Origin of the sequence: Umezawaea sp. NPDC059074 (assembly GCF_042738955.1) — a bacterium.
In the GTDB taxonomy this organism is placed as follows: Bacteria; Actinomycetota; Actinomycetes; order Mycobacteriales; family Pseudonocardiaceae; genus Umezawaea.
Genome location: NZ_JBHYHC010000018.1, coordinates 69,895 through 96,386 on the forward strand (window position 1 = coordinate 69,895; position 26,492 = coordinate 96,386).

The following is a 26,492-nucleotide window of genomic DNA, read 5'->3' on the forward strand; positions in this document are numbered from 1 at the left end:
TCGGGTAGCTGGTCCTGGTCAGGGGGCCAGGGAGGCGTGACGGCCCGAGGTGAGGGTGTGGCCCGTGTCGATCAGTTGTTCGGCCATGGTGTCCACCGCCTCGGTGAAGTCGTGCTCCGTGTCCCAGTCGGTCAGCTGTTCCAGCAGCCACAGGCGCCACGCGCCCACCAGGTGGCTGAAGGTTTCCGCGCCCTGTGTGGTGAAGCGGTGGTGGCCGTGGGATTCGACGACGTAACCCAGGTCGACCAGGGCTCGTGCTGTTGGTTCGAAGATGCCTGCCGGGATGCCTGTCTCGGTGGCGATCTCGTCCAGTGTGGTGTCGCCGTCGTCCACCGCGTGGCGGTAGATGCGGACGATCAGCCACGCCTGGGCCTCGGTGAGCTGGGTGCCCGCTCGGGCCAGGAGTTCCGGGCCGGGGTTGACGTGTTGTTTGCGCCAGATCTGGCCGACCAGCTTTTCCAGTTCCTGTTGTGACGTAGTGGAGGCTGGGGCCGCGAAGCTTTCGCCTACGCCGCTGTTGCCGTCCGCCGAGGCCCGTGCGGTGTCGCGCAGGCGTACTTCCGGGAGGAAGAGGGCTACCAGGAAGGCGATCGCGCCGATGGGGACCGCGTAGAGGAACACGGTGTGCAGGGCGCCCACGTAGGCGTCCAGGAACGGGGCTTTTGCCTCTGCTGGAAGGGCGTGCAGGCCCTTGACCGTGGTGACCGCGCGGGGGTCCACGGCCGGGGAGGCCGCGATGGCCTTTGCCAGGCGGTCCGGGAGTTCGCTGGCGTAGATGGTGCCGAAGACCGCTACACCGAAGGAACTGCCCATGGTGCGGAGGAAGCTGACGCCTGACGTTGCCACACCCAGGTCCGCGTAGTCGGTGGTGCTCTGCACGACGATGACGGGGACCTGCATGGTGCAGCCGATGCCCAGGCCCAGCACGATCATGTACGCGGAGGCGACGGGGAAGCTGGTGTCCGCGTCCAGGCGGGAGAGCAGGAAGAGGCCCGCGACGATGAGGGCCGAGCCGCCGATGGGGAAGTAGCGGTAGTGGCCGGTTTTGCTGATGACGTTGCCGGTGACGATGGACGCGGCCAGCAGGCCCAGGACCAACGGGAGCATGCGGAGGCCGGATTCGGTCGCGGTGGCGCCTTGCACGTACTGCATGTACGTGGGGAGGAAGGTGATGCCGCCCAGCATGGCGAAGCCGACGATGAAGCTGAGGATGCCCGCGACCGTGAAGACCCTGCTGCGGAACAGGCGCATGGGGAGCATGGGTTCCGGCGCGCGCAGTTCGACGAAGACGAAGGCGGCCAAGGCGATCACCGAGCCCGCTGCCATCCAGAGGATGGTGGGGGAGCCCCACGGGTATTCGGTGCCGCCCCAGCTGGTGACGAGGGTGAGGCCGGTGGCCGCCAGGGCGATCAGGAGGATGCCCGCGTAGTCGATGACCGGCTTGCGGGAGCTGCGGGTGGTGGGGAGGGCGAAGACGGCCACCGCCAGGACGATCAGGCCCAGTGGGACGTTGATGTAGAACGCCCAGCGCCAGCTGAGGTGGTCGACGAAGAGGCCGCCGAGCAGTGGGCCGGCTACGGTGGCCACGCCGAACATCGCGCCCATCGCGCCCTGGTACTTGCCGCGTTCGCGCAGCGGGACGACGTCGGCGATGATCGCCGTGGCGGTGACCATGAGACCGCCCGCGCCCAGGCCTTGGACGGCGCGGAACGCGATCAGGCCCGTCATGGTGTCGGTCCAGCCGCAGAGGAAGCTGCCGACCATGAACAGGGCGACGCTGATCAGGAACGCCGGTTTGCGGCCGAAGAGGTCGCCGAACTTGCCGATCAGGGCGGTCATGATCGTCTCGGCGAGCAGGTAGGCCGTGACCACCCAGGAGAGGTGGTTGCCGCCGCCGACGTCTCCCACGATCGTGGGGAGTGCGGTTGCCACGATGGTTTGATCGAGTGCTGCCAGGAGCATCCCCAGCATGATCGCGACCACGACCAGGTCACGGCCGCGGCGGCTGAGTCCCGGTGTTCGGTCCTGTCGTTCGGTCTGCTCCACTAGCACCATGCACGGAGGGTAAGGCTGCCGTCGCGGTCCGGCAGCACGAACGTGGTGGCCTTGATTGTGGAATGGCGGAGGCGTTGTGCGACCATTGCGATCATGACTCTGCTTCGTGTCGCGGTACCGAACAAGGGTTCTTTGAGTGCCGCTGCCATGCAGTTGCTGACCGATGCCGGTTATCAACTGCACCGCAACAATCGCGAACTTTCGATGCTCGACGTCGCGCACGGTGTGGAATTCTTCTTCCAGCGCCCGAGGGACATCGCGGTCTACGTCGGAAGTGGCGCGCTCGACGTCGGCATCACCGGTCGGGATCTGCTGCTGGACTCCGGCGCCGCCGCGCGGGAAATCCTGCCGCTCGGTTTCGCCAAGTCGCTGTTCCGGTTCGCCGCCAAGCCCGGCGGGGTGGCCGAGATCGCCGGGCTGCACGAGCGGAGGGTGGCGACCAGCTACCCGATGCTGGTGGAGAAGTACCTGGTGGGCGTGGGTGTGAGCGCGGATCTGGTCAAGCTGGAGGGCGCCGTGGAGAACGCGGTCGCGCTCGGGCTCGCCGACGCCGTCGCCGACGTCGTGGAGACCGGGACGTCCCTGCGCAACGCGGGACTGGTGGCGTTCGGCGAGCCCGTGCTCGCCTCGGAAGCGGTCCTCGTCCGCACCGAGGGGCGAAAGTTGTCACCCGAGTTGGAGACCGCCGTCGACGTGCTGGTGCAGCGCTTGCAAGGCGTGCTGCACGCCCGTGAATTCGTGTTGATCGATTACGTGTGCCGCGCCGACGTGGTCGATCGCGCGTGTGAATTGACCCCTGGTCGCGAATCACCGACGTTGTCGCCACTCGCGAAAGAAGGATGGGTCGCCGTGCGTTCCCTGGTCGAGCGCCACGGAATTCAGCGCGTCATGGACGAGCTGACCAACATCGGCGCCGAGGCGATTCTCGTGACGAAATTGGAAGCCTGCCGGATCTGACCCGCTGTCACGGCCTCCACCCCGGATCGCGACCGGTCAACCCGAGCACCCGGTCCACCGTGGACGCCCCGTCGGGCACGACGACCTCCGCGCCGTACACCCCCATGGCGCGGCCCTGGTCCGCGGTCTTCGCCACCTCGTCGAGGGCGAACTCCAGGACGTCGTCGTCCCACTCCGGCCGCTGCCCGCTCGCCCGGCCGAGGTCCCACCCGTGCACCAGCAGCTCCACCAGCACCATCCCGCCGACCAGGTCCGCGGGCATCTCCGTCGGCCCGCCCATGTGCGTCGTGCCCGACCACGCGGCCTCGTCGCTCCACGCCTCGGCCACCTCCCGCACCTGCGCCTCCACCTCGTCCGCCCAGTCGTCGCCGACGCGCACGCCCTCGCGCGGCGGCACCGACTCCTTGCGCCCCGCGCCCGCCAGCGACGGCCCCCACGTGAGCAGGTGCTCCGCCAGCGCGCGCACGTCGAACTCGGCGCACGGCGTCGCCGCGTCCAGCCGGTCGACGGCGCGCACGACCTCGATCGTGGTCGCCGCGGTGCTGGTGATCAACGAACCCCGTGCCATGTGCCGTGCTCCTCGGATCGTGTTGTCGTCGCGCCGTCACGGTAGGAGCGCGTGCCGCCGCTGTCTTGGACGAACGCGACAGTAGGGTGGGCCGGGTGGCGGAACGGGACGTCCGGGAGATCGGCGGTGCGTGGGCGAACTTCCAGGCCCACTCGTTCCCCGAGCCCGCCGCCGACCTCGCGCCGTTCGTCGACCACTTCTGGGCGGTGGCCTGGGATCTGGGCGACCAGCCGCCCTACCGCCAGCTGATCGTGCCGAACCCGACGGTCCAGCTGTCCTTCCCGAACGGCGCCGCCGAGGTCCACGGCGTTGGCCGCCGGTCCGGGTACAAGGTGTTGGCGGGCAAGGGACGCGTGTTCGGGGTGGCGTTCCGGCCCGGCTGCTTCCGGCCGCTGCTCGGGCGGTCGGTGTCGACGATCACCGGGAGGGTCGTGCCCGCGGTGGAGCTGTTCCCGGACGTGCCCGTCCGCGCGATGGCTGACGCCGTCGACGAGCGGGAGCAGGCGCGGATCGCCGAGGAGTTCCTGCGTTCCGCCTGTCCGCCACCGGATCCGACCGCCGAGCACGTCGCAGGCGTCGTCGCGTTGGTGGCGGCGGAACCGGGGATCACCAGGGTCGCGGACCTCGCCCAGCGTCTCGATACGCACGTGCGTTCGGTGCAACGGCTGTTCGCCGAGTACGTTGGGGTGGGCCCGAAGTGGGTGATCCGCCGTTACCGGTTGCGCGAGGTGACGGACCGGATGGCGCGGTCCGCGGCGATCGACTGGGCCGGTCTGGCGGCGGAGTTGGGCTATGCGGACCAAGCCCACCTGACGCGGGACTTCACCGCGATGGTCGGAGAGTCACCGACCCGCTACGCGGCGCGGTATCCCGCACCCTGACGTGCCGGATTGCTTGACTAGCCAATCGTCACGGTGTTCCATAACAAGGTTTCCACTATCTGGGAGTAGGTCATTCCATGCGCGGGTACCAAGACGGGGTGACCCTGGAAGTTCCCGCACCCGTCCTCCCGGTGGAGGGAGCAGTGCCGAACTGGCTCTCCGGCACCCTGCTGCGCACCGGTCCCGCGACCTCGCCCACCGCGTTCCGCAACTGGCTCGGCGGGCCGACCTCCGTGCACCGCTTCGGTTTCGGCGGCGGCGCCGTGGCGTACCGGTCGATCTCGCCGGACACCGGACCGCCCGCGCACGGCCGCGGCCGCGTCGACTTCGCGGAGTTCACCGCCGACCCGTGCCGCTCGCTGTTCTCCCGGTTCCTCACGCGCTACCGCATCGCGCCGAACGCGGCGGCCAACGTGCTGTCGCTCGCCGACCGCCAGTGGGCCCGCCACGACACCCCGATCGCGGTCGACTTCGAGCCCGGAATCCTCGACGGCGTCGGCATTTCCGGCGGCATCGCGTCCGCCGTGCCGAGCGCGCACCCGCACCACGCGCCGCTCACCGGCGACGTGCTCGACTACGTCCTCTGGTTCGGCGAGCACAGCGAGTACCGCGTCCACCGCAGACGCCCCGGCAGCCGCGCCCGTGAACTCCTGGTGGCCGTGCCGACCGAGAACCCCGGTTACCTGCACAGCTTCGCGGTCACCGACCGGTTCGTCGTGCTGGTCGAGTACCCGTTCGTCGTCGACCCGCGCCACCCGCTCGCGCCCGGCAGGCCGTTCACCGCGAACCACCGCTGGCGGCCGGACCTCGGGACCCGGTTCATCGTGATCGACCAGGCCGACGGCCGGATCGTCGCCGACCACCGCACCGAGGCGTTCTTCGCGTTCCACCACATCAACGCCCGCGACGCGGGCCACCGCGTGGTGCTGGACATCTGCTCCTACCCCAACGCCGACCCGGTCAACGCGCCCCGCCCGGCCCGCTGGCGCGGCGAACTGCCGCTGGCGCTGCCGACCCGCTACGAGATCGACCTGCTCGGCGGCGTCCTGCACACCCGCCGCCTGGCCGCCGAGGCGTTCGAACTGCCCCGCATCTCCTACCGCGCGCACAACGGCGGCGACTACCGGTACGCCTACGGCGTCGGCGTCCAGGGTCCGCGCGGCGACAGCGTGTTCGACCGCCTGGTCAAGATCGACGTCCAGTCCGGCGACACGACCGTGTGGCACGAGCCCGGCCAGCACCCCGGTGAACCCGTCTTCGTGCCCTCGCCCACCGCCCGCCACGAGGACGACGGCGTGCTGCTGTCCGTGGTGCTGGACGGCCGCGACGGCCGGGCCGGGATGGTCGTGCTGGACGCCAGGACGTTCGAGGAACTCGCCCGCGTGGGCGTCCCGCGCCACGGCGACACGGCGGTCTCCACCGCCAGTTGAGCGTCCGGCGGTCCGGTGGTGGTGCCACGCCACCGGACCGCGCCGGAGCGCTTTCCCGCTCGGACGGCCGAGGTCGCTGTTCGGCTAGCGCCGGTACCCGGCTCCCGTCCTCGGGTACCTCTCGCGGTATGCCGCCAGGTGGCCGGTGTCCGTGGTCACGGATTCGGCGGACAGCAGGCCGTGCACCAAGGCTCGCGCGAACACCTCGGCTGCCGCGGCGATGACGGTCTCGGGGTCCGTTTCGGTGCTGCCGGTGGACGCCGAGAACACGGTGTCGCCGTCGAACAGGCCGTGTGCGGGGCGGATCGCCAAGGCCATACCGTCCTGGCCCGCGTTCGCCAGGCGGTACAGGTCGGCGGGGGAGAGGCGGGCGGTGGTGGCGATGACGCCGATGACCGTGTTGAGCGGGTTGCCGTCGAGCGCGGGTGGTGGGACCGGGTCGTCGCCGCCGTCGGCCGGGAATTCTTGCCAGGCAACGGTTTCACCGTCGTGGATCCGGTGCGTGGCACCGAGGGGCAGGCCGTGCGGGAGGCCGGTCCGGTGGTCGACGGACGGGCCGACGGCGTTCAGCGCGGCGAGCGCGGCGACCACCGTCCCGTCCGGCAGCACGACGCTGGCGGTGCCGAGGCCGCCCTTGAGGTCGGCGTTCAGCGCCCCGGCGCCCGCCCCGACGTTGCCGCACTCGACCAGCACGTCGGCCGCCGCCACCGCTTCCGCGCCGAACGCGGCGGTGGGGCGCAGGCCGAAGTCGCCGCCGCGGCCGAGGTCGAACAGGGCCGCGGCGGGCACGACCTCCGCCCCCACGCCGTCGGCGGCGGCCAAGCCGTAGGAACTCCCGCCGGTCAGCACGATCACCGGTACCGCGCGGCCGCCGTACCGGGGGTCGAGGGCGGCGGTCTCCCGCGTGGCGGGGGCTCCGCCGCGCACGTCCACGGTCACCAGCGAGTCCGGCGGGAGCAGCACGGCGGTCGTGCCGGTCAACGCCCCGCCGCCGATCCGGGTGGTGTTGCCGACGCGGACGCCGGGCACGTCGGTGATCGCGTTGCGCTCGCCCGCGGTGGTCATGGCGGTGTCCTCTCGGCTGACGACAGGCGGATTGTGCCCTGTCCGGCCGCCGCCACCGGGGACCTGCCCCGGTGGCGGCGGGGCCTCACCCCAGGTGCCTGGCGAAGAACCGGTTCGCCGCGTCCCCGGCGTACGCGGGGACACCGGTGTGGCCGCCCATGTTGGCGTTGAGCGTCTTCTCCTTGGACCCGAAGGCGTCGAACAGGTCCAGCGCCATCTGCCGGTCGTTGCCCTCGTCGTCCCACTGGAGCAGGACGTGCAACGGGATGGTGACCTGCCGGGCCTCCTCGATGATGGCGCGGGGCACGTAGCTGCCCGCGAACAGCGCGGCGGCCACAATGCGCGGTTCGACCACCGCCAGCCGGACGCCGATGGAGATCACGCCGCCGGAGAAGCCGACCGGGCCGCCGATCTCGGGCAGTTCCTGGAGGGCGTCCAGGGTGGCCCGCCACTCCGGGACCGCCTGGTCGACCAGCGGGAGGACGAGCCGGTCGACGATGTCGTCGCTGACCCGCTCGCCCGCCTCCACCGCGCGGCGCAGGTCGGCGCGGGCCTGGTCGGCGGCGGCGACACGGGGTCGGACGCCCGCTCCCGGCAGTTCGATGGTGGCCGCGGCGTACCCCTCCGCGACGGTCTGGCGAGCACGGGCCGCCAGCCTGGGGTGCATCCGGTCCAGGCCGCCGGGGTGGCCCATCAGGATCAGCGGGGCGGGTGCGGAGCCGGACGTCCACAGGACGCCGGGGATCTCGCCGAGGGTGAACCGGCGTTCGAGGACGCCGTCGTCGAGGAGCTGTTCGGACGTGAAGTGCATGGTCGTGCCTTTCGGGAGTGAGAAGTGCTCCCGGACGACCTATCGCCCGACCATGACCCCTGAGGGGAGCACCCATGTCGCTACAACGGTCACGGGTACCACCTCCTCGATCTCTCGCACGGTCGCCGGAACGGTAGCAAAGGGCCCTTGGCGTCCGCCACCGGGTTTTCGTTGACACCGGTCGACGATGAATCATATCTTATATCCGATTTTGGCTACCGACTGTCACCCGCTCGTTACCGGTCAAAGGGGACCCCGACGATGTCGCGAGACGAACGCAGCACCGGACCGACCCGCCGCGACGTGCTGAGGTTCGGCGCGGCGGCCGCGCTCGGCGCGCTGCCGGTGTTCACCGCCACCGCGGCGGCCACCGGACGACCTGCGAGTCCGGCGCTCGTCCCGGACGGCTCGGCGACGAGGTTCACCTACCCGGCCCCGGCGGTCGAGGCGAAGATCATCGAGCAGGGGTTGCCGATCGGCAACGGCCGCCTCGGTGCGCTGGTCGGCGGCGACCCCACCCGCGACTTCCTCTACCTGACCGACGCCACCCTGTGGACCGGCGGCCTCAACGACGCGCTCCAGGACGACGGCCAGTTCCCGTACGACGAGGCGCGCTTCGGGACGTTCTCCTTGCTGGCCAAGGTGTTCCTCGCGCTGCCGTCGCACACGGGCGTGACCGGCTACCGGCGGGAACTGGACCTGAGCAACGGCCTCGTCACCACGACCTACGACCACCAGGGCACGACCTACCGGCGTGAGGTGTACTCCAGCCACCCCGACGACGTCGTGGTGATCCGGCTCAGCCGCCGCGGCACCGGCACGCACACCGGGACGGTCTCGATCGCCGGCACGCACGGCGAGACCACTCGGAACGGGTCGTTCACCGCCTCCTTCGGCAACGGCCTCAAGTACGCGGCCACGGTGACCGCCGCCAGCCGCACCGGCAGGGTGGCCGTCACCGGCGACCAGGTGGTCTTCACCGGCTGCGCCGAGGTCGTCATCGTCGTCAGCGGCGGCACGAACTACACCCGCGACCCGGCCACGGCGTTCAAGAACCCGAAGGCCGACCCGCTGGCCATCGCCCGCGACAAGGCGCGCGCCGCGGCCCGCGAGACCGGTGACGCGCTGCTCGCCACGCACGTCGCCGACTACCGGAAGCTCTACGACCGGATGACCGTCAGCCTCGGCACGTCGACACCCGCGCAGAAGGCCATGGACACCTGGACGCGGCTCGGCGCGCGCGCCGCGGAGGGCTCCGCGCCGGACCCGGAGCTGGAGGCGTCCTACCTCCAGTACGGGCGCTACCTGATGATCAGCGGCTCCCGCGGCAGCGCCCCGCTGAACCTCCAGGGCCTGTGGCTGAGCGACAACACCCCGGACTGGTTCAGCGACTACCACACCGACATCAACGTCCAGATGAACTACTGGCTCGCCGACCGCGCGGGCTTGCCGTCGTGCTTCGACGCGTTCGCCGACTACTGCGTCTCGCAGCTCTCGTCGTGGACCACGCAGACCCGGCGGCTGTTCAACGACGAGCGCAACGGGTTCCGCAACCGCTCCGGCCACGTGGCGGGCTGGACGACCGCGTACTCCACGAACCTCTACGGCGGCAGCGGGTGGTGGTGGCACCCGGCGAGCAACGCGTGGCTGTGCAACTCGCTGTGGGAGCACTACGAGTACGGCAAGGACCTCGCGTACCTGCGCAAGATCTACCCGCTGCTCAAGGGCGCGTGCGAGTTCTGGGAGGCGCGCCTGGTGTGGACCACCGTCACCGACGCCTCCGGGGTCGAGCGCCGGGTGCTGGTCAACGACCACGACTGGTCGCCGGAGCACGGGCCGACCGACGCGCTGGGCACCACCTACGCGCAGGAACTCGTGTGGGACCTGTTCGAGCACTACCGGCAGGCGTGCCTGCTGCTCGACGTCGACCGCGGCTACTGGAAGACCGTCGGGGACCTCCAGCTCAAGCTCTACCTGCCCGAGGTCAGCCCGAAGACGGGCTGGTTGCAGGAGTGGATGACGCCGGACAACCTCGGCGAGACCACGCACCGGCACCTCTCGCCGTTGATCGGCCTGTTCCCCGGCGACCGGGTGCGCCCGGACACCGTGACCCCGGAGCTGCTCACCGGCGTGCGGAACCTGTTGGTGGCACGGGGTTTCGACAGCTTCGGCTGGGCCTGCGCGTGGCGCGCGCTGTGCTGGGCGCGGCTCAAGGAGGGGGAGAACGCCTACCGCCTGGTCCTCACCGTGCTGCGGCCGTCGGTGGACTTCGGCAACGGCAGCGCGGCCAACCTCTTCGACATGTACAGCTTCGGCGACCGGACGATCTTCCAGATCGACGCCAACTTCGGCACGCCCTCGGCGATGATCGAGATGCTGCTCCACTCGCGCCCCGGCGTGGTCGAGCTGCTGCCCGCGCTGCCGTCCGCGTGGGCGGACGGCCGGATCACCGGCGTCGGCGCGCGCGGCGGCTTCGAGGTCGACTTCGCCTGGCGGGCCGGGAGGGTCACGTCGGTGACCGTGCGCAGCGTCGGCGGCACGTCGACCGTCGTGAAAGCCGCCGGGTGGAGCCGAGCCGTCACCCTGAAGCGCGGTGGGTCCACGACCTTCTCGCCCTGATCAGCACGGCCCCCGTCCCACATCCCGGACGGGGGTCCCGGCGCTCCCTAGGCTTCGGGGAGGACCTGGGGAAGTGGGGGCACACCGCCGATGACGCTGTCAGTTCTGGACCTCGCGCCCGTCGTGTCGGGGCAACGGGCCGCGGACGCCCTGCGCAACACGCTCGACCTCGCCCGGCACGCCGAACGGCTCGGCTACCGCCGGTACTGGCTGGCCGAGCACCACCTCACGCCCGGTGTCGCCTCGACGTCGCCCGCCGTGCTCATCGCCGCCGTCGCCGCGGCCACCGAGGACATCCGGGTCGGCTCGGGCGCGGTGCTGCTCGGCTACTACCCGCCGCTGGTCGTGGCGGAGCAGTTCGGCCTGCTGGCGAACCTGCACCCCGGCCGGATCGACCTCGGGCTCGGCCGGTCGGCGGGCATCAAGGAGAGCGACCTGGTCAAGCACCCGGTGTTCTCCGCGCCCGAGTTCATCGCCCGCTACCGGATCCAGCAGGGGCTGCTCGGCGTGCGCGAGGGCGCGGTCGAGCCGCCGTACGCCGAGCAGGTCGGCCGGATCCTCGGGCTGGTCGGCGGCGAGCACCACGCGAACGTCGTGGAGGGCGCCGACTTCGAGGTGTGGGTGCTCGGGTCGAGCGCGGGGGAGAGCGCCGTGACCGCCGGTGAGCTGGGCCTGCCGTTCGCCGCCGCCTACCACGTCTCGCCGCGCACGGCCCAGGACGCCGTGGACGCCTACCGCGCGGCGTTCGTGCCGTCGGAGCGGCTGGCCGCGCCGTACGTCGTCGTGTCGGCGGACGTCGTGGTCGCCGAGGACGAGGCGACGGCCGTGGAGCTGGCCGCGCCGTACGGCCAGTGGGTGCTGAGCATCCGGGCGGGTGACGGGGCCGTCCCGTTCCCCTCGCCCGAGGGGGCGGCCGCGTTCGAGTGGACCGACGAGACCCGCGCGAAGGTCGTGGACCGGACCGAGACGCAGTTCGTCGGGGCTCCCGGTGACGTGGCGCGGCGGTTGGACGACCTCAGGACCGCCACCGGAGCGGACGAGGTACTGGTCACGACGATTGTCCACGACCACGCCGCGCGCGTGCGGTCGTACGAATTGCTGGCCAAGGCCTGGGCTCAGGTCTAGTCCAATTTCGGCGCGCTCCCCCTTTGCGGACGCGGGGCGCGCCGCAAAGGGAAAGCGGTTACCGGAGCGGTTACGGGTGGCCCAGTCGCCACACCTTGTACGACGCCGCCTGGAGCGTGTCGTCGGCCACGCCCAGCGCGTCCGCCGACCCGGCCCAGTCGTCCGCGCGCAGCGCCGACTCGCCCTCGTCGAGCTTGACGAGCACCACCGCGACGTCCGCCTGGGCGACCGTGATGCCCGCGCAGTCCGGGCCGTTCAGCAGGGCTCGGGCCGACGCCAGGTCGTCGTAGACGAAGTCGTGCTGCTGGAAGGGCCCCTGCTCCACGCCGAACTCCGCCGCGTACGCCGCCCACGCCACGAAGTTCCCCGCGCGGGCGAGCTGGGTGTGGCAGGCGCCCGCGGACGGCGCGGCGCTCGCGGCGGGAGCGGCCAGGACGAGGGCGCCGGTGGCGGCGGCCAGTGCCGCGACCACGGAGGCGGCGCGGTGGGAGAACGTGATCGGCATGGATTACCTCGCAGGTGTCGTCGTGATTCCGGAAAGCGCGACGCGCTTTCGGAACCCGACTATCCCGGCGTGCCGGACGAATGGGCAACCCCTGAATTCCAGCCGCGTTCCGGCGATTCGACGGAAACCGGAAATCCTCGCTCCGAATGGGCGAAATAATCCGTCTCGATGAACCGTTCCGAGTTCCGCCGCGTAATGCGCCCCGCACGATCCGGTCCGGGAGGACCGGCCGTCGACGTCTCGTTTCGCGGTGGACCGGAACGCGGTCAGGCGCGCCCGAGCGCCTGGCCCGCCGCCGCCAGCGTGCGTTCCACGAGGTCGGTCGCCGTGCCGGGCGCCCAGCGCTCCGCCCACTCGGCGGCGTAGCCGAGGTAGTCCCCGTACTGCTCGCTCGACCACGGCCCGTCCGGCTTCCAGTCGCTGCCGCGCAGGGCGTTCACGCCCACCGTGACGTGCTGGTCCAGGATCAGCGGGCCGCCGGTGGCCGGGTCGTACGCGCCGAAGTGCAGCACCCGGCCGACGTCGGCGGCGCCGAGCCGGGCGAGGGCGTGGTCGCCGCGCTTGGCGAGGGTCGAGTACCCGGCCACGGCGCCTTCGGCGCGGGCCGTGCGGACGCCGTGGGCGAGGTTCGCGCCGACCAGGCCGGGGTTCGCGTCGAACACCGAGCCGAGCTTTGCCGCGTTGCGCCACTTGGTGCCCACGGCCCAGACCTGCGCCGCGACCAGCGTGTGGACCGCTCCCAGCTCGTCGTCCGCGCGGGCGCCGATGGCGAACAGGACCCGCCGGTCCACGGTCGTGCGGTCGTCCAGCTCCTCCGGCCAGTACGCCCGGTCGGGCAGGTGGCCGAGCCAGTGGCCCTTCACGAAACCGATCGGCTGGTCGAGCAGATAGGCGCCGTCGCGCGGGGGAGGGTCGCCGCGGAACACGGTCTCGAACGCGAGTGTGGGCACGGGGGCATCCTATGGACCGGTTTTCCGGTCACTCGCCCGGTGGAGTCCCGGTACATCGTTCATGACTTAGTTTAAGTGATGTATTGACACCTGGCTGTAACAGCCATAACGTCCTGAACCACGCGGAAGGGAGCCCCGGTGAGCAGAACTGACGTCGATGCACGACATCGACATCGGCGGAAACCCGTGGCCGGAGCGATTCACTAGTTTCCGCCTTTGAGGGGTCGCGCGGCTATCGCCGGACAGCGCCCCGACGTCCCCAGCGAACAATCCGCCCGCTGTTCCACCCTGCCATCATTGTTCGACGGAACTCCGGCGCGCGCCACCCCTGCCATCGGCCCCTGCGTCCTCTGCGCGGAGCGGCCCGATCGCGTCCGCGCGCGTTGGGTGACGACGCCGCGCAGCGCGGCCGAGGAGGGTTTCCCAGTGCTTCCACGCCCCAGGTTCGGCGTACCACGAGGTCGACGAACAGCCCTGGCCGCGGTGCTCGCGGTCGTCGCGGGCATCACCACGGCGCTCGCCGCCGCCCCCGCCGCGAGCGCGGCGGTCGACCCGGCGGTCTGGTACACGGTCCAGAGCCAGGCCAGCGGCAAGTGCGTCGACGCGCGCGCCGCCGCCACCGCGAACGGCACCGCCGTCCAGCAGTACACCTGCAACTCCAGCACCGCCCAGCAGTGGCAGTTCCAGGCCACCAGCGGCGGCTTCAGCCGGATCAACGCCCACGACAACGCGGCGCAGGTGCTGGACGTGGCCAACGTGTCCACGGCCGACGGTGGACTCATCCACCTGTGGACCTATGGTGGTGGCAACAACCAGCAGTGGCAGGCGGTCGAGCAGGCTGGTGGCTCGTACCGCTTCGTCAGCAGGCTGAGCGGCAAGTGCCTCGACGTGCCCAGCGCGTCCACCGCGGACAGCGTGCAGCTCCAGCAGTACACCTGCAACGGGTCGAGCGCTCAGTCGTTCAACCTCGTTCCCGCAGGAGGTACCACCCCCGTGCCCGGTACGCCGGACTTCGGCCCCAACGCGATCTTCTTCGACCCGTCCATGTCGGCGGCGACGATCCAGAACAGGGTCAACCAGGTCTTCGCGCAGCAGGAGCGCAACCAGTTCGGCCAGCAGCGCTACGCGCTCATCTTCAAGCCGGGCACGTACAACGCGAACGTGAACGTCGGCTTCTACACCCAGGTGCTCGGGCTCGGCCTGTCGCCGGACGACGTGAACATCAACGGCTCCGTGCACGCCGAGGCCGACTGGTTCGACGGCAACGCGACGCAAAACTTCTGGCGGTCGGCCGAGAACCTGTCGGTCACCCCGACCGGCGGCAACGACCGCTGGGCCGTGTCCCAGGCCGCGCCCTACCGGCGCATGCACCTGCGCGGCAACCTCGCGCTCGACGACGGCGGCTGGTCCAGCGGCGGCCTGCTGGCCGACAGCAAGATCGACGGCCAGGTCCGCTCCGGCTCGCAGCAGCAGTGGCTGACCCGCAACACGGACATGGGCAGCTGGACCGGGTCCAACTGGAACATGGTGTTCGTCGGCGCGACCAACGCCCCCGCGGGCACGTTCCCGAACCCGCCGTACACGAAGGTCGCGCAGACCCCGCAGGTCCGCGAGAAGCCGTTCCTGAACGTCACCGCGGCCGGTGACTACAACGTCTTCGTCCCCGCGGTGCGCAACAACTCCTCCGGCGCGAGCTGGACGAACGGCGCCCCGGCGGGCCAGAACCTGCCGCTGAGCCAGTTCTTCATCGCCAAGCCGGGCACCACGGCGACGGCCATCAACGCCGCTCTCGCCGCGGGCAAGGACCTGATCTTCGGACCGGGCGTCTACCACCTGAACGAGACGATCCGGGTCACCCGCCCGAACACCGTCGTGCTCGGCCTCGGCCTGACGACGCTGATCCCGGACAACGGGATCACCGCGATGACCGTCGCGGACGTCGACGGCGTGAAGATCGCTGGCCTCCTGATCGACGCGGGCCCCACGAACTCCAGCGTCCTCATGGAGGTCGGCCCCGCGAACTCCAGCGCGAACCACTCGGCCAACCCGACGTCGATGAACGACGTGTTCTTCCGGGTCGGCGGCGCGGGTGTCGGCCGGGCGACGACGAACCTCGTCATCAACAGCGACAACGTCATCGGCGACCACATGTGGATCTGGCGCGCGGACCACGGTGACGGCGTCGGGTGGAACTCCAACACCTCGGACACCGGTCTGATCGTCAACGGCGACAACGTGACGATGTACGGCCTCTTCGTCGAGCACTACCAGAAGTACCAGACCATCTGGAACGGTCAGGGCGGCAAGACGTACTTCTACCAGAACGAGATGCCGTACGACCCGCCGAACCAGGCGGCGTACATGAACGGCTCGACGCAGGGCTGGGCCGCGTACAAGGTGGCGAACTCCGTCACCAGCCACGAGGTCTGGGGTTTCGGCAGCTACGTGTTCTTCAACGTCAACCCCGGCGTGGTGAACGCCCACGCCATCGAGACGCCGGTCAACGCGAACGTCCGGTTCCACAACATGGTCACCTTCTCGCTCGGCGGTGGCCAGGGCACGATCCGCAACGTCGTCAACAGCACGGGGCCGACTGTCGGCCCCAACAACACCCAGCCCGGCAACCTGGTGAGCTTCCCGTAGTTCCCCTGTCCGAAAAGCGGCCGCCGGGCTCCCCGCCCGCGCATTTAGGTTTCCGGTAACAGGAAACCCCTGGCAACGGTCGTCGGCCGGGATCGCCGGACCCCGGAGGTACGTTCGGGACCGGTTCCCCTCCAGCGCTCCGAGGACGACATGACCGAAGTGATGACGCTCCCGCCCGTGCCCGGCGACCTGCGGATGGCCCGAACGCTGGGGCCGGTCCTGCTCGCCGCGGCCGTGGGGCTGCTGCCGTTCACGGTGTTCAGCACGTTCCTGGTGCCGATCGCGGAGGAGGCGGGCAGCGGCGTCGCGGCGCTGGGCAGCCTGCGCGGCCTCGGCGGGCTGGCCGCGCTCGCCGTGGGCGCGGCGATGGCGCCGCTGCTCGACCGGCTGCCCAAGCAGCACCTGGCCGCGGCCGGGCTGGCGTTGCTCGGGGTGTCGTCGGTGCTCGGGGCCACGGGCCACTTCCTCGCGCTGGTGGCGTTCGCGGTGCTCGTCGGCGCGGGCACGTCCGTGCTGTCCCCGGCGATGGCCGCGATGGCGGCCGACCGGTTCGGCGACGGCCCCGCCGCCGGGCGCGCGGCCACGCTGGTGACCGCCACGCAGTCGTTGACCGCCATGCTCGCCGCGCCGCTGATCGCGGTGCCCGCGCTGCTGTGGGGCTGGCAGGGGAACCTGCTGGCGGTGGCGGTGATCTCGTTCGCGCTCGCGGCCGTGTTTTTCCTCCGGCGGCGGCCGGTGGTCGTGGTCCGGCCGCGGATCGGCTACCTGGAGACGTTGCGCGCCTTGGGTTCCGTGGCGGGAGCCGTGCCGCTGCTGGCGGTGGCGCTGCTGCGGACCGGGGCGTTCATGGGGTACCTGTCCTACCTCGCCGCGTACTACGACGAGCGCTTCTCCTTGTCCCCCGGCGTTTTCGCGCTGGTGTGGACGCTGAGCGGGGGCTCGTACTTCGTCGGCAACCTGCTGGCGGGGCGGGTCGCCAACGCCGCGGGGTCGTGGATCCGGCCGGAACGCGTGCTGGTCGGCGGGCTGGTGGTCGCGCTGGGGGCGGTGGTCGGGTTCTACTTCGCGCCCGTGCTGCCGGTGGCGCTGGCGTTGACGGTGGTGCTGGCCGCGAGCCACGCGACCGTGGCGGCGTGTGTGACGACGCTGCTGGTGCGGCGGTGCGGGGAGCTGCGCGGGGCGGCGCTCGGGATCAGCGCGGCGGGGATGAGCCTCGGGGTGTTCGTCGGGTCCGCGCTGGGCGGGCTCGGGTTGGGGTTCGCGGGATACCCCGGCGCGGCGGTCGTGATGGGGGTGCTGACGGTGGCCGCGCTGGCCGCCGCGGTGCGCGTCCACTCAGTGACTTCAGTGTAGACCGAAGTCAGTGTCCCAGTCCGTGGACGGTGGAATCGGGCCCCGACGCCGTTCGTTCGACGTGGTGACCAAGGGAGGCCCATGAAGTTCCTCGTCATCACCCTCATCACGCACACGCCCGACCCCCTCACCGGGGTGCTCAAGCCGACCACGGAGCGGTTGCGCGAAGTGGTGGACAACGCGGTCCTCGTCGAGGAGCTGGGGTTCGACGGGTACGGCGTCGGGGAACGGCACGAGCGGCCCTTCATCTCCTCGTCGCCGCCGGTGATGCTGAGCCACATCGCCGCCCGCACGTCGACCATCCGGCTGTTCACCGCCGTCACGACGTTGAGCCTGCTCGACCCGGTGCGGGCGTTCGAGGACTACGCGACGCTCGACCACCTCTCCGGCGGGCGGCTGGAGCTGATGATCGGCAAGGGCAACGGGGCCGCGCAGGCCGAGCTGTTCCACGTCACGACCGAGGACCAGTGGGAGCGCAACCGCGAGGGCTACGAGCTGTTCCGGCGGCTGTGGCGCGAGGACGAGGTGACGTGGGAGGGGAAGTTCCGGCCGTCGCTGACCGACGCGGAGACGTGGCCGCGACCGTTGCAGCAGCCGATCCGGACGTGGCACGGCAGCGCGACGAGCCGCGACTCCGTGGAGCTGGCGGCGAAGTGGGGCGACCCGCTGTTCTCGGCGAACGTGACGAACCCGATCGAGCCGTACGCCGAGCTGATCGCCCACTACCGCGAGCGGTGGGCGTTCCACGGGCACGACCCGGCGGACGCGATCGTGGGCGCGGGCAGCGCGGGCTACTACGCGGCGAAGACGTCGCAGGAGGCGGTCGACAAGTTCCGGCCGATCTTCGAGTCGCGGCTGGCCACGCAGACCAAGCTGGGCCTCCAGCCGGTGTTCACCACCGTCGAGGACCTGGTGGAGCGCAGCTCGGCGCTGATCGGCAGCCCGGAGCAGATCGTCGACAAGGTCCACCGCTACCACGAGCGGTTCGGCCACGAGGTGCTGCACATCTCCGCCGACCGCGACGGGCTGACGGACCGCGAGCACCGGGAGACGCTGGAGCTGTTCCAGACCGACATCGCCCCGGTGCTGCGCCGCGAACTGCCCAGCCGCGACCTCTGGTGACGCGCTAGCGCGGCTTCAGCTCCCCGGCCTCCACGGCGACCGCCAGCTCGTTGCCCTCCGGCGGCCGGGGGCAGGTGCCGAAGGGGGAGAAGGCGAACGGCATGTTGGTCGCCCGGTTGAAGTCCAGGACCGCGCGACCGTCGTGCAGCGCGGCGGACAACGACCGCCACGGGGCCGTGGACGTGCCGCTGGTGGCGTCGCTGAACCGGAAGTCGACGCTGTCGCCGTCGCGGGACGCGGCCACCCGCTGCTCCACGCCCGCGAGCGTGAAGACCAGCTCACCGTCCACAGTGGTCTCCTGCTTCAGGCCGGGCTGGGCGGTGCCGACCACCTCGGTGCGGGGCGCGGGGAAGGGGTGGAACTCGGCGTCGACCACGAAGTCCGGCCGCACGGCGAACGCGGGCACGCCGGTGAACGCCGTGCGGGTGGGGGAGTGGGGGTCGCGGGGCCGCAGGGCGTACCGGCCGGACCGCAGGGCGACCTCCACGTACACGCCGCCCGCGGTCGCGAGGATCTTGGAGCCCTGCTCGGCCACGGTGAGCGAGGCGGTTCCGTCGAGCACGGCGCCGTCGACCTCCAGACCTTCGGCGGCGGTCGCGGTCACCTGCGCCGCGTCGCCGTCGACGACCCACTCGCCCGGCACGCCGGGGAACCGCCGGGGCGTCCCGTCCAGCCACAGCAGGCCGGTGAGGCTCAACCAGCCGTGGGGCTGCCGGAGCACGGCTTCCCGGCGGCGGTGCCAGTCGGCCCAGGAGGTCTCAAGATCCGTGGTCATGCCTGGGCAACGCCGTGGACGGCGAGGGGATTCCACGGGCCGGAAACGACGGTGGGGGGTGTGGCGAACCACACCCCCCACCGTCGAGCACGGGATCAGGCCAGCTGGTCGCGCTCCAGGCGCACGGACACCTTGCGGCCCTTGACCGTCGCGCCGCGCAGCGCCACGATCACCGACTGCGCCACCGACTCGGGGACCTCGACCAGCGAGAACCGGTCCGCGATCTCGATCGCGCCGATGTCGCGGCCCTTGAGCTTCGCCTCACCGGCGATGGCGCCGACGAGGTCCTGCGGGCGGATGCCCGCGCTGCGGCCCGCGCCGAAGAACAACCGGGTCATGCCCGCCGTGGGCGTGCGCGGACGGCGTTCGCGCCGGTTGCCCGGCTCCGCCGACCCGCGACCCGGCCGGTCGCGGTCGATCCGCGCCGACACGTCCGGGATCTCTTCCTCTTCGGTCGCCGCGGCACCGGAGGCCTCGTGGGCCAGCTTCACGGCGGCGAGCGCGATCTCCATGAGGTCGAAGTCGTCGGTCAGCGTCTCCACGACCACGCGGAAGCCCTCGAGGTCGTCCTCGAGCAGCGACTCGTGCAGCGCGGCCCGCGTCAGCTCCAGGCGACGGGCCCGCAGGTCCGCGACCGTGGGGACCTTCTCGACCGGGATGCGCTGCTTGGTGACCCGCTCGATGGTCTTCAGCATGCCGTGCTCGCGCGGCTCGACCAGCGTGATCGCCACGCCCTCGCGGCCCGCGCGGCCGACCCGGCCGATGCGGTGCACGTACGACTCCGGCGCGGAGGGCACGTTGTAGTTCACGACGTGCGTGAGCTGCTCGATGTCCAGGCCGCGCGCGGCCACGTCCGTGGCGACGAGCAGGTCGGCGGTGCCGTTGCGCAGTCGGCCCATGACCCGGTCGCGCTGCTCCTGGCTGATGCCGCCGTGCAGCGACTCCGCGCGGTAGCCGCGGCCGTTGAGGGTCTCGGTCAGCTGGTCGACCTCGTCGCGGGTGCGGCAGAAGACGATCGCGGCAGTGGGGGCCTCGACGTCCAGCACGCGGCCGAGCGCGGCGGGCTTGTGCGCGCGCGGCACGATGTACGCGCTCTGCCGGACGCGGGGGGCCTCGCCGGGCGCGGTCTGCTCGCGCCCGATCGTGATCCGCACCGGGTCCTTCAGGTGCTGGCGGGCCAGCTTGTCGATGCGCGGCGGCATCGTCGCGGAGAACAGCACCGTCTGCCGCTCGGACGGGGTCTCCTGGAGGATCGACTCGATGTCCTCCGCGAAGCCCATGTCCAGCATCTCGTCGGCCTCGTCGAGGACGACGATCTGGAGGCTGTCCAGCTTCAGGGTGCCGCGACCGATGTGGTCGATGGCGCGGCCGGGCGTGGCGACGACGACGTCGATGCCCCGCTCCAGCGCCTGGAGCTGACGGCCGATGGGCTGGCCGCCGTAGATCGGCAGCACCCGCGCGCCCAGGTCGCGGCCGTACTTGTGGATGGCCTCGCACACCTGCACCGCGAGTTCGCGGGTCGGCACGAGCACCAGGGCGAGCGGAGCGGTCGTGCGGCTCCGCGTCTCGGTCAGCTTCTGCAGCACCGGCAGCGCGAACGCGGCGGTCTTGCCCGTGCCCGTCGCCGCCTGGCCCAGCAGGTCCTTGCCTTCGAGCAGGGGCGGGATCGCCTCGCGCTGGATCGGGGTCGGCTCTTCGTAGCCGAGGGTCGTCAACGCCTTGAGGAGTTCGGGGCGCAGCGCCAGATCGGCGAACGTCGTCCTGTCCTCGGTCGCGTCGTCGGCCACGTCGGTCACTTCGGGGGTCATGCGCAAGCTCCTCGTTCCAGGTCCGATCAACTGTGGCGGACCGGCCGAGTTCTGCTCGGCGAGAGTTCAGGCCAACCGGCGCCTACCTGCGAAACCGAGGTCGAGACGGTGGTACCAACTCAGCTCGGTGTCGCCTTCCAACCAGCACAGCAGCACCGGCGCGCCGTCAAGGTCCGAGGGGAAGTCTACGAGGAGAGGTGCGAACCCCTTGAGTTCGGCCCCTGTCTGCTGCACCCGCGTGAGCAGATCGTCCAGCTCAGCCTGCGCGGCCTTCCACTCGGGAAGGCCTCCCAGACCGGACGGTTCACCGTGCCCGACGGCGTGGGCCAGCTCGGCCGCGTCGGCCCTGAGGGCGACGATCCGGTGGAGGGTGGGGAGGAGGTTCCGGAGCTCGGACCGGGCTTCCTCGAGGGTGAAGAGGGACATGGGGGAAGTGTGGCGGGTTCACCTGAACCGGTGACCGAGGTGGGGGATTCAGGGGCCGGAACTGTCGGACCCCAGTACTAGCGTGTGTGTCGGGGGGCGCTCACTTCCGGGGGACCTCTGGGTGGCGTCGGCCTGGTCGCGGCGACCGCGCCTCCGAGCCCGCCCGCGACCGGACCGCCGCGCCACCCCGCGCTCTCATGAAAAACTCTCGGTTTTCCTCTCGTGGCGACTACCCCTGGTACGTGCCCGCGATGTGGATACGCCCAATCGGGGGTTAACACTCACCGACGTCGTGACTAATTGACTGTTGACGCCTTCACCGTTGACCCTGCGGTCGCCCCTGAGGTTCGGTGTCACGAAGTGCCAGAAACAGGTTGCGGTATCAACAAGAAAAGCCCCTCGACCTTCGCGAGAAGGAGCCCCGGTCAAACCGGGAATTACTTCCTGGGGAATCCCGAAGGTCATTCCGAGCATCCGTCGGTTCCCGGCCTCGGCGACCGCCGTGCCAACCTGGCCGAGTGGTCGAACACCCTCTCCTCGCCCCGGACAACGGCCCGGAATGCTCCGCATCCCCGCTATAGCACTTCTATACTCCGCCTGTCCGCCGAAAGACGTGTTCTGCATTGATCGTTCTCCCGCTACGGTGCGATCGAACACCTTCCCGAAACCCGTTCCCGGCGCCTGGAACCGCGACCGCCCCCCGCGTCCCGGAGCCGTTCCGCGGGCGGGGGCGACGGACGATCGGGGCGGATGTGGGGCACGAGGGCACCGTCGGCTACCTGGACGGCAGCAGGGGAGACGGCGTGGTGACCGTTCTGTTCGGGTTGGACGGTGTGTCGTTCGAGGTCGATCTGACGCCCGTCGACGCCGCGCGGCTGCGGGAGTTCCTCGGGAGGTATGCGGTTCGCGGGCGGTTGGTCCTGCGGGAAGCCGAACCCGTGGTCCGGGAGCGGCGGGCGGCCACCGTGCGCAGCCTTGACGTGGAGGAACTCCGGGCGGTGCGGGTGTGGGCGCGCGGGCGGGGGTTCAGCGTCCCGGATCGTGGGCGGCTGTCCGAAGCAGTGCTCAGTGCCTATGGCGAGGCGCACCCGAATGCTTTCGCGGGGCGGCGCGTGCACCGCGAAAGATTGTGGAACTGAGCGGTAACATAAGTCGTGGATACGTCTCGGATGGCCATCGTGGCTGGTACGGGGCTCGCGGTGAACATCCGCCTGACTGCTGTTGCAGTACGTTAGTTCTCGCGCAAGGTCCAGCGGACTGCTCCGTTCGGCCGCATACCGCGCGCGTCCCCCCGGTGCGAGCCAAATGATATTTCCCCCCATCGTGTCCATCTAGGCAACATGTGATCGCTTTAACAAGGGCTATTCCAGGCTGTCGTTCGTTGATCGACGGCCTGGATTACCGTGCTCTACCACCGCCCGCGTGCCAAGCAGAGGTCCGCTGGAGGTAAAGACAGGTTGAACGGCGAAGTACACCTTCGCACCGCCGAGGGACTTGGGGGTCCTGGCCATGCAGATTCAGATTCTGGGTGCCGTCGCGCTCGCACACGGAGACCGACGGATCGGAGTCGCTGCCCGGCAGGTACGCACGCTTCTCGCCTTGCTCGCGCTCTCTCCAGGAACCCCGGTCCCGTTCGACCGGTTGGTGGAGGAGTTGTGGGCCGGAAAAACCATGGGCAACGCGCGGAACGCACTTCAGGCGAATGTGGTGCGGCTGCGAAAATTGTTGGAAGGAGTAGTGGACCGACCAGGTGACGAACTCGTCCGCACATTGGGCAGTGGTTACGTGCTCGACGTCGACGCCGATTCCATCGACGCCTACCGCTTCCGCGACCTGGCCGATCTCGGGTCCAGCTGCGTGACCCGCAGGCCCGCCGAGGCCATCGACCTGCTGGAGCGGGCGCTGCGGCTGTGGCGCGGCCCCGCCCTGTTCGACGTCGGCGACGGGCTCCGCTTCCGGATCGAGGCGGCGCGGCTCGACGAGCGCAGGCTCAGCGCCCGCGAGGACCTCATCGCGGCCAAGCTCGCCAACGGCGAGGACCGCGGGGTCGTCTCCGAGCTCAAGCAGCTCGCCGCCGAGTACCCCGAGCGGGAGCGCTTCAGCGAGCAGCTCATGGTCGCCCTCTACCGCAACGGGCGGCAGACCGAGGCCCTCGACGTGTTCCACCACACCCGCAAGCGGCTCGCCGCGGAGCTCGGCCTTGAACCGGGTCACGCGCTGCGCGAGCTGTACCAGGCGATCCTCGTCCACGACCAGGTCCTGCTGTGACCGCGAACGGTCGTCCGACGTCGCTGTTCGCCGCTCAGAGGGGTGTGAGTCCGTTGCTGGAGTTCCGGGTGCTGGGGCCGGTCGAGGTGCTGAACGACGGGGAGGAGGTGCCGCTGGACGGCTCGAAGCCGCGCACCGTGCTCGCCGCGCTGCTGCTCGCCGACAACGGGACGGTCTCCGACACGGAGATGAGCGACTTCCTGTGGGGCCACCACCCGCCCGCCACGTTCAACGCGCAGATCTACACCTACGTGTCGAGGCTGCGCAAAACACTGCTCCACGAGGTCGGCATAACGCGGCGTTCCCGCGGTTACGACATCCGGCTGGGGAATTGCCGGTTCGACCTCTGGGAATTCGAGGAACAGGCCCGGCTCGGCCAGAGCGCCTTGGCCGCCGGACGATTCGAGGAATCCGCCGCATTGCTGCGCTCGGCGTTGTCGTCGTGGCGGGGACCGGCGCTGTCGGGCGTCTCCGAGCACCTGACCGACGCCGAGGGGCCGCGGTTGGAGGAGGCCCGCATCGCGGTGCTGGAGAGCCGCATCGAGGCCGACCTCGCGCTCGGCAGGCACGCCCAGCTGCTGCCCGAACTGACCCGCCTGGTGCGCATGCACCCGTTGCAGGAACGGTTCCGCGCCCAGCTCATGACCACTTTCTACCGGTGCAACAGGCAGGCCGACGCCCTAGTGCTGTACGAGGAGGGCAGGCGCATGCTCGCCGACGAGCTGGGCATCGACCCCGGTTCGCTGCTGCGCCAGGTGCACCTCGCGATCCTCACCGCCGACCCCGTGCTCCAGGTTCCGCACGCGCTGCGCGTCGGAGTGGGCTGACCTCGCACATAGGACAAATATAGGCCGCGGTCGCAGTCTTTGAACGGTAGGAAAAAGCTGCGTCCGTGGAGGAAACAATGACCACTTCCCAGTCCGCCGTGACGATCGACGAAAACCAGAAGGCGCAGATCAAGGAAATCGTTTCCGAGATCCTGGAAATCGACCCGGCGGAGATGACCGACACCAGCCTGTTCAAGGAGGACCACGACGCCGACAGCCTCGGCGCCATCGAGATCCTCTCCGCGCTGGAGCGCGCCTTCAGCGTCGAGATCGACCAGGCCGAGCTGACCCGCATGGTCAACCTCGAGGGCGTCATCGCCGTCGTGGCCGAAGCCGCAGCCGCCAAGTAGTCCCCTCGGCCCGGTTGGAGCAGACGATGCACGAAGAGCCCCGTCGAGTGGTGATCACCGGTCTGGGTGTGGTCACGAGCATCGGCATCGGCGTCACCGAGTTCCTGGCGGGCCTGCGGGCCGGTCGCAGCGGCGTCAAGCCGATCACGTCCTTCGACACCACCGGGTTCGCCCACGCCAACGGCGCCGAGATCGACGAGTTCGACCCGGCGGACTGGCTGGAGCGGGCGGACGCGGCGGAACTGGGCCGGGCGAGCCAGTTCTCGGCCGCCGCCGCGCGGATGGCCGTCGCCGACGCCGGCCTGTCGCTGGAGGAGGTGCGCGGCCGCCGGGCGCTGGTGTCGGTCGGCACCACCGACGCCGAGTCCCGCGACCTGGACAACCTGATCGGCGTCCAGCTCGAGCACGGGCCCGAGGGGCTCGACCCGGTCGTGGCGCGGCGCTCGACGGCGGGCAGGCTCTCCTCCAGCATCGTCCGCGAGCTGGGCCTGACCGACGTCGAGGCCGTGACGATCCCGACGGCGTGCGCGGCGGGCAACTACGCGATCGGCTACGGCTTCGACGCCATCCGCGACGGCGACGTGGACGTGTCGCTGTGCGGTGGCGCGGACGCCGTGTGCCGCAAGACGTTCACCGGGTTCTACCGGCTCGGCACCATCGCCCCCGAGGTGTGCCAGCCGTTCGAGCGCGACCGCAAGGGCATCCTCACCGGCGAGGGCGCGGGCATCCTCGTCATGGAGAGCCTGGACTCCGCGCTCGCGCGCGGCGCCCGGATCTACGCCGAGGTGCTCGGCTACGGCCTCAACTGCGACGCGAACCACCCGGTCGCGCCGGACCGCGACAGTCTGGCGCGGTGCATCGAGCTGGCCCACCGCAACGCCGGGGTCAAGCCGGAGGACGTCGACTTCATCTCCGCGCACGGCACCGGCACGAAGGCCAACGACGTCACCGAGTCCGGCGCCATCCGGCAGGTGTTCCCGACCCCGCCGCCCACGATCTCGATCAAGGGCATGCTGGGCCACACCATGGGCGCGGCCAGCGCGCTCGCCTCGGCGGCCTGCGCGCTGGCGATCAAGGAGGGGTTCATCCCCCCGACGATCAACCACGACGTGACCGACCCCGAGTGCGGCGTCGACTGCGTGCCGAACGTGGCGCGCGAGGCGAGCCTCGACGTGGTGCAGAACAACGCGCTGGCGTTCGCGGGCAACAACGCCGTGCTCATCCTCGGCCGGTACCGGGACGCGGGCTGATGGTCCGGGTCCTGCTGCTGCACGGGCTCGCGGGCAAGCCCGCCGTGTGGGACCCGCTGCTCGCGCTGCTCCCCGAGGACCTGGAGTTCGTCAACGCCGAACAGCCGTGGCACGGGATGTCCGACGGCACGTGGGCCCACCACCCCGACCCGGTGCGGCTCGTCGTGGACGCGGTCCGCCCGGAGCACGACGTGGTGGTGGCGCACTCGTTCGGCGCCACCCTGCTGGCCGAGGCGTACGCGACCGGACGCGTGCCCGCGCGGCCGACGGTGCTGCTCTGCCCGTTCCACCGGTCGTCGGTCGCCGAGTTCGACTGGTCGACGATCTCCTACTACCTGAACGACTTCCACCGCACGTTCGAAGAGGCCATGCGGGTCGGCGAGACCGCCCGCTTCCCGGAGAAGCGCCGCGCCTGGCTCGCCCGCGCGCTGCGCGACCAGGTCGGCCCCTACGGCTGGATGCGGTGGTTCGAGACCTACCTGCGGTCGCCGTTCCTCGACTTCGCCGAAGTCGGGAGCCCGCTGCTGGTGCTGTCCGGCGTGCACGACGTCGCCGCCCGCCCCGAGGACGGGCGGGCCCTCACGAAGTCGTTGCCGCGCGGCCGGTTCGAGCTGCTCGACGACTGCGGCCACTTCCCGATGCTGGAACAGCCCGCCAGGGTCGCGGCGCTGATCCGCGATTTCCTCGACGACGCCTGGAGTTGA

At 70.7% G+C, this 26,492-nt stretch carries 23 protein-coding genes; 14 read left to right on the plus strand and 9 right to left on the minus strand.

Going from position 1 to position 26,492, the window contains the following annotated elements; translation table 11 throughout:
• Window positions 1–18: 18 nt before the first annotated feature.
• Window positions 19–2,055, minus strand: a complete 2,037-nt coding sequence (locus ACFWW9_RS11280; protein WP_390374624.1) for an MDR family MFS transporter — start codon at window positions 2,053–2,055, stop codon at window positions 19–21.
• A 99-nt stretch (window positions 2,056–2,154) separates the two neighbouring features.
• Between ACFWW9_RS11280 and hisG the strand changes: the two genes are divergently transcribed.
• Window positions 2,155–3,012: an ATP phosphoribosyltransferase gene (gene hisG / locus ACFWW9_RS11285; protein WP_390374691.1), complete on the plus strand. Its 858-nt coding sequence runs from the start codon at window positions 2,155–2,157 to the stop codon at window positions 3,010–3,012.
• A gap of 7 nt (window positions 3,013–3,019) precedes the next feature.
• Here hisG and ACFWW9_RS11290 read toward each other — a convergent pair whose 3' ends face one another.
• Window positions 3,020–3,580 (minus strand): TIGR03086 family metal-binding protein, encoded by a 561-nt coding sequence (locus ACFWW9_RS11290; protein ID WP_390374626.1) that lies wholly within the window; start codon window positions 3,578–3,580, stop codon window positions 3,020–3,022.
• A 95-nt stretch (window positions 3,581–3,675) separates the two neighbouring features.
• On the opposite strand from ACFWW9_RS11290, the gene ACFWW9_RS11295 reads away from it, so the two are divergent.
• Both ACFWW9_RS11295 and ACFWW9_RS11300 read left to right on the plus strand, forming a co-directional pair.
• Window positions 3,676–4,461, plus strand: coding sequence for a DUF6597 domain-containing transcriptional factor (locus tag ACFWW9_RS11295; RefSeq protein WP_390374628.1), 786 nt, complete (start codon window positions 3,676–3,678; stop codon window positions 4,459–4,461).
• A gap of 98 nt (window positions 4,462–4,559) precedes the next feature.
• Window positions 4,560–5,891: a carotenoid oxygenase family protein gene (locus ACFWW9_RS11300; protein ID WP_390374630.1), complete on the plus strand. Its 1,332-nt coding sequence runs from the start codon at window positions 4,560–4,562 to the stop codon at window positions 5,889–5,891.
• A gap of 84 nt (window positions 5,892–5,975) precedes the next feature.
• Here the strand turns inward: ACFWW9_RS11300 and ACFWW9_RS11305 are convergent, their stop codons facing one another.
• Window positions 5,976–6,956, minus strand: coding sequence for a P1 family peptidase (locus ACFWW9_RS11305; RefSeq protein WP_390374632.1), 981 nt, complete (start codon window positions 6,954–6,956; stop codon window positions 5,976–5,978).
• Window positions 6,957–7,041: 85 nt separating this feature from the next.
• Window positions 7,042–7,767, minus strand: a complete 726-nt coding sequence (locus tag ACFWW9_RS11310) for a dienelactone hydrolase family protein (protein WP_390374634.1) — start codon at window positions 7,765–7,767, stop codon at window positions 7,042–7,044.
• 261 nt (window positions 7,768–8,028) lie between these two features.
• On the opposite strand from ACFWW9_RS11310, the gene ACFWW9_RS11315 reads away from it, so the two are divergent.
• Window positions 8,029–10,386 (plus strand): glycoside hydrolase N-terminal domain-containing protein, encoded by a 2,358-nt coding sequence (locus tag ACFWW9_RS11315; protein WP_390374636.1) that lies wholly within the window; start codon window positions 8,029–8,031, stop codon window positions 10,384–10,386.
• Window positions 10,387–10,476: 90 nt separating this feature from the next.
• Entirely contained in the window at window positions 10,477–11,511 is a 1,035-nt protein-coding gene (locus ACFWW9_RS11320; protein ID WP_390374638.1) for an MsnO8 family LLM class oxidoreductase, read from the plus strand.
• A gap of 70 nt (window positions 11,512–11,581) precedes the next feature.
• Here ACFWW9_RS11320 and ACFWW9_RS11325 read toward each other — a convergent pair whose 3' ends face one another.
• Entirely contained in the window at window positions 11,582–12,016 is a 435-nt protein-coding gene (locus ACFWW9_RS11325; protein WP_390374640.1) for a hypothetical protein, read from the minus strand.
• A gap of 266 nt (window positions 12,017–12,282) precedes the next feature.
• Complete coding sequence (locus ACFWW9_RS11330; protein WP_390374642.1) at window positions 12,283–12,966, minus strand: hypothetical protein; 684 nt, start codon at window positions 12,964–12,966, stop codon at window positions 12,283–12,285.
• Window positions 12,967–13,392: 426 nt separating this feature from the next.
• Between ACFWW9_RS11330 and ACFWW9_RS11335 the strand changes: the two genes are divergently transcribed.
• The 3 genes from ACFWW9_RS11335 (at window position 13,393) to ACFWW9_RS11345 (ending at window position 18,084) form a co-directional block, all read left to right on the plus strand.
• Window positions 13,393–15,609 carry an RICIN domain-containing protein gene (locus tag ACFWW9_RS11335; RefSeq protein ID WP_390374644.1) on the plus strand — a complete coding sequence of 739 codons (2,217 nt, stop codon included), beginning with the start codon at window positions 13,393–13,395 and terminating at the stop codon, window positions 15,607–15,609.
• Window positions 15,610–15,759: 150 nt separating this feature from the next.
• Window positions 15,760–16,962 (plus strand): MFS transporter, encoded by a 1,203-nt coding sequence (locus ACFWW9_RS11340; RefSeq protein WP_390374646.1) that lies wholly within the window; start codon window positions 15,760–15,762, stop codon window positions 16,960–16,962.
• Between the two features lie 81 nt (window positions 16,963–17,043).
• Window positions 17,044–18,084, plus strand: coding sequence for an LLM class flavin-dependent oxidoreductase (locus tag ACFWW9_RS11345; RefSeq protein ID WP_390374648.1), 1,041 nt, complete (start codon window positions 17,044–17,046; stop codon window positions 18,082–18,084).
• A gap of 4 nt (window positions 18,085–18,088) precedes the next feature.
• On the opposite strand, the gene ACFWW9_RS11350 is transcribed toward ACFWW9_RS11345, so the two are convergent.
• From ACFWW9_RS11350 to ACFWW9_RS11360, 3 genes are all read right to left on the minus strand, one after another.
• Window positions 18,089–18,859 (minus strand): DUF1684 domain-containing protein, encoded by a 771-nt coding sequence (locus ACFWW9_RS11350; protein WP_390374650.1) that lies wholly within the window; start codon window positions 18,857–18,859, stop codon window positions 18,089–18,091.
• A 95-nt stretch (window positions 18,860–18,954) separates the two neighbouring features.
• The gene (locus ACFWW9_RS11355) at window positions 18,955–20,667 is read right to left on the minus strand and encodes a DEAD/DEAH box helicase (protein WP_390374652.1); all 1,713 of its coding nucleotides are present in this window, start codon (window positions 20,665–20,667) and stop codon (window positions 18,955–18,957) included.
• A gap of 66 nt (window positions 20,668–20,733) precedes the next feature.
• Entirely contained in the window at window positions 20,734–21,093 is a 360-nt protein-coding gene (locus ACFWW9_RS11360) for a DUF2203 domain-containing protein (protein ID WP_390374654.1), read from the minus strand.
• Between the two features lie 752 nt (window positions 21,094–21,845).
• Here ACFWW9_RS11360 and ACFWW9_RS11365 point away from each other — a divergent pair.
• From ACFWW9_RS11365 to ACFWW9_RS11390, 6 genes are all read left to right on the plus strand, one after another.
• Window positions 21,846–22,232: a histone-like nucleoid-structuring protein Lsr2 gene (locus ACFWW9_RS11365; RefSeq protein ID WP_390374656.1), complete on the plus strand. Its 387-nt coding sequence runs from the start codon at window positions 21,846–21,848 to the stop codon at window positions 22,230–22,232.
• Between the two features lie 370 nt (window positions 22,233–22,602).
• Entirely contained in the window at window positions 22,603–23,361 is a 759-nt protein-coding gene (locus ACFWW9_RS11370; protein ID WP_390374658.1) for a BTAD domain-containing putative transcriptional regulator, read from the plus strand.
• Complete coding sequence (locus ACFWW9_RS11375) at window positions 23,358–24,188, plus strand: BTAD domain-containing putative transcriptional regulator (RefSeq protein ID WP_390374660.1); 831 nt, start codon at window positions 23,358–23,360, stop codon at window positions 24,186–24,188. Before ACFWW9_RS11370 ends, ACFWW9_RS11375 begins: the two co-directional genes overlap by 4 nt.
• Before the next feature lie 98 nt (window positions 24,189–24,286).
• Entirely contained in the window at window positions 24,287–24,538 is a 252-nt protein-coding gene (locus ACFWW9_RS11380) for an acyl carrier protein (protein ID WP_390374662.1), read from the plus strand.
• A 26-nt stretch (window positions 24,539–24,564) separates the two neighbouring features.
• Window positions 24,565–25,788 carry a beta-ketoacyl-[acyl-carrier-protein] synthase family protein gene (locus ACFWW9_RS11385; RefSeq protein ID WP_390374664.1) on the plus strand — a complete coding sequence of 408 codons (1,224 nt, stop codon included), beginning with the start codon at window positions 24,565–24,567 and terminating at the stop codon, window positions 25,786–25,788.
• A complete protein-coding gene (locus ACFWW9_RS11390) occupies window positions 25,788–26,492 on the plus strand; it encodes an alpha/beta fold hydrolase (RefSeq protein WP_390374666.1) in 705 nt (234 codons plus the stop codon). The genes ACFWW9_RS11385 and ACFWW9_RS11390 overlap by 1 nt, the downstream gene beginning before the upstream one ends.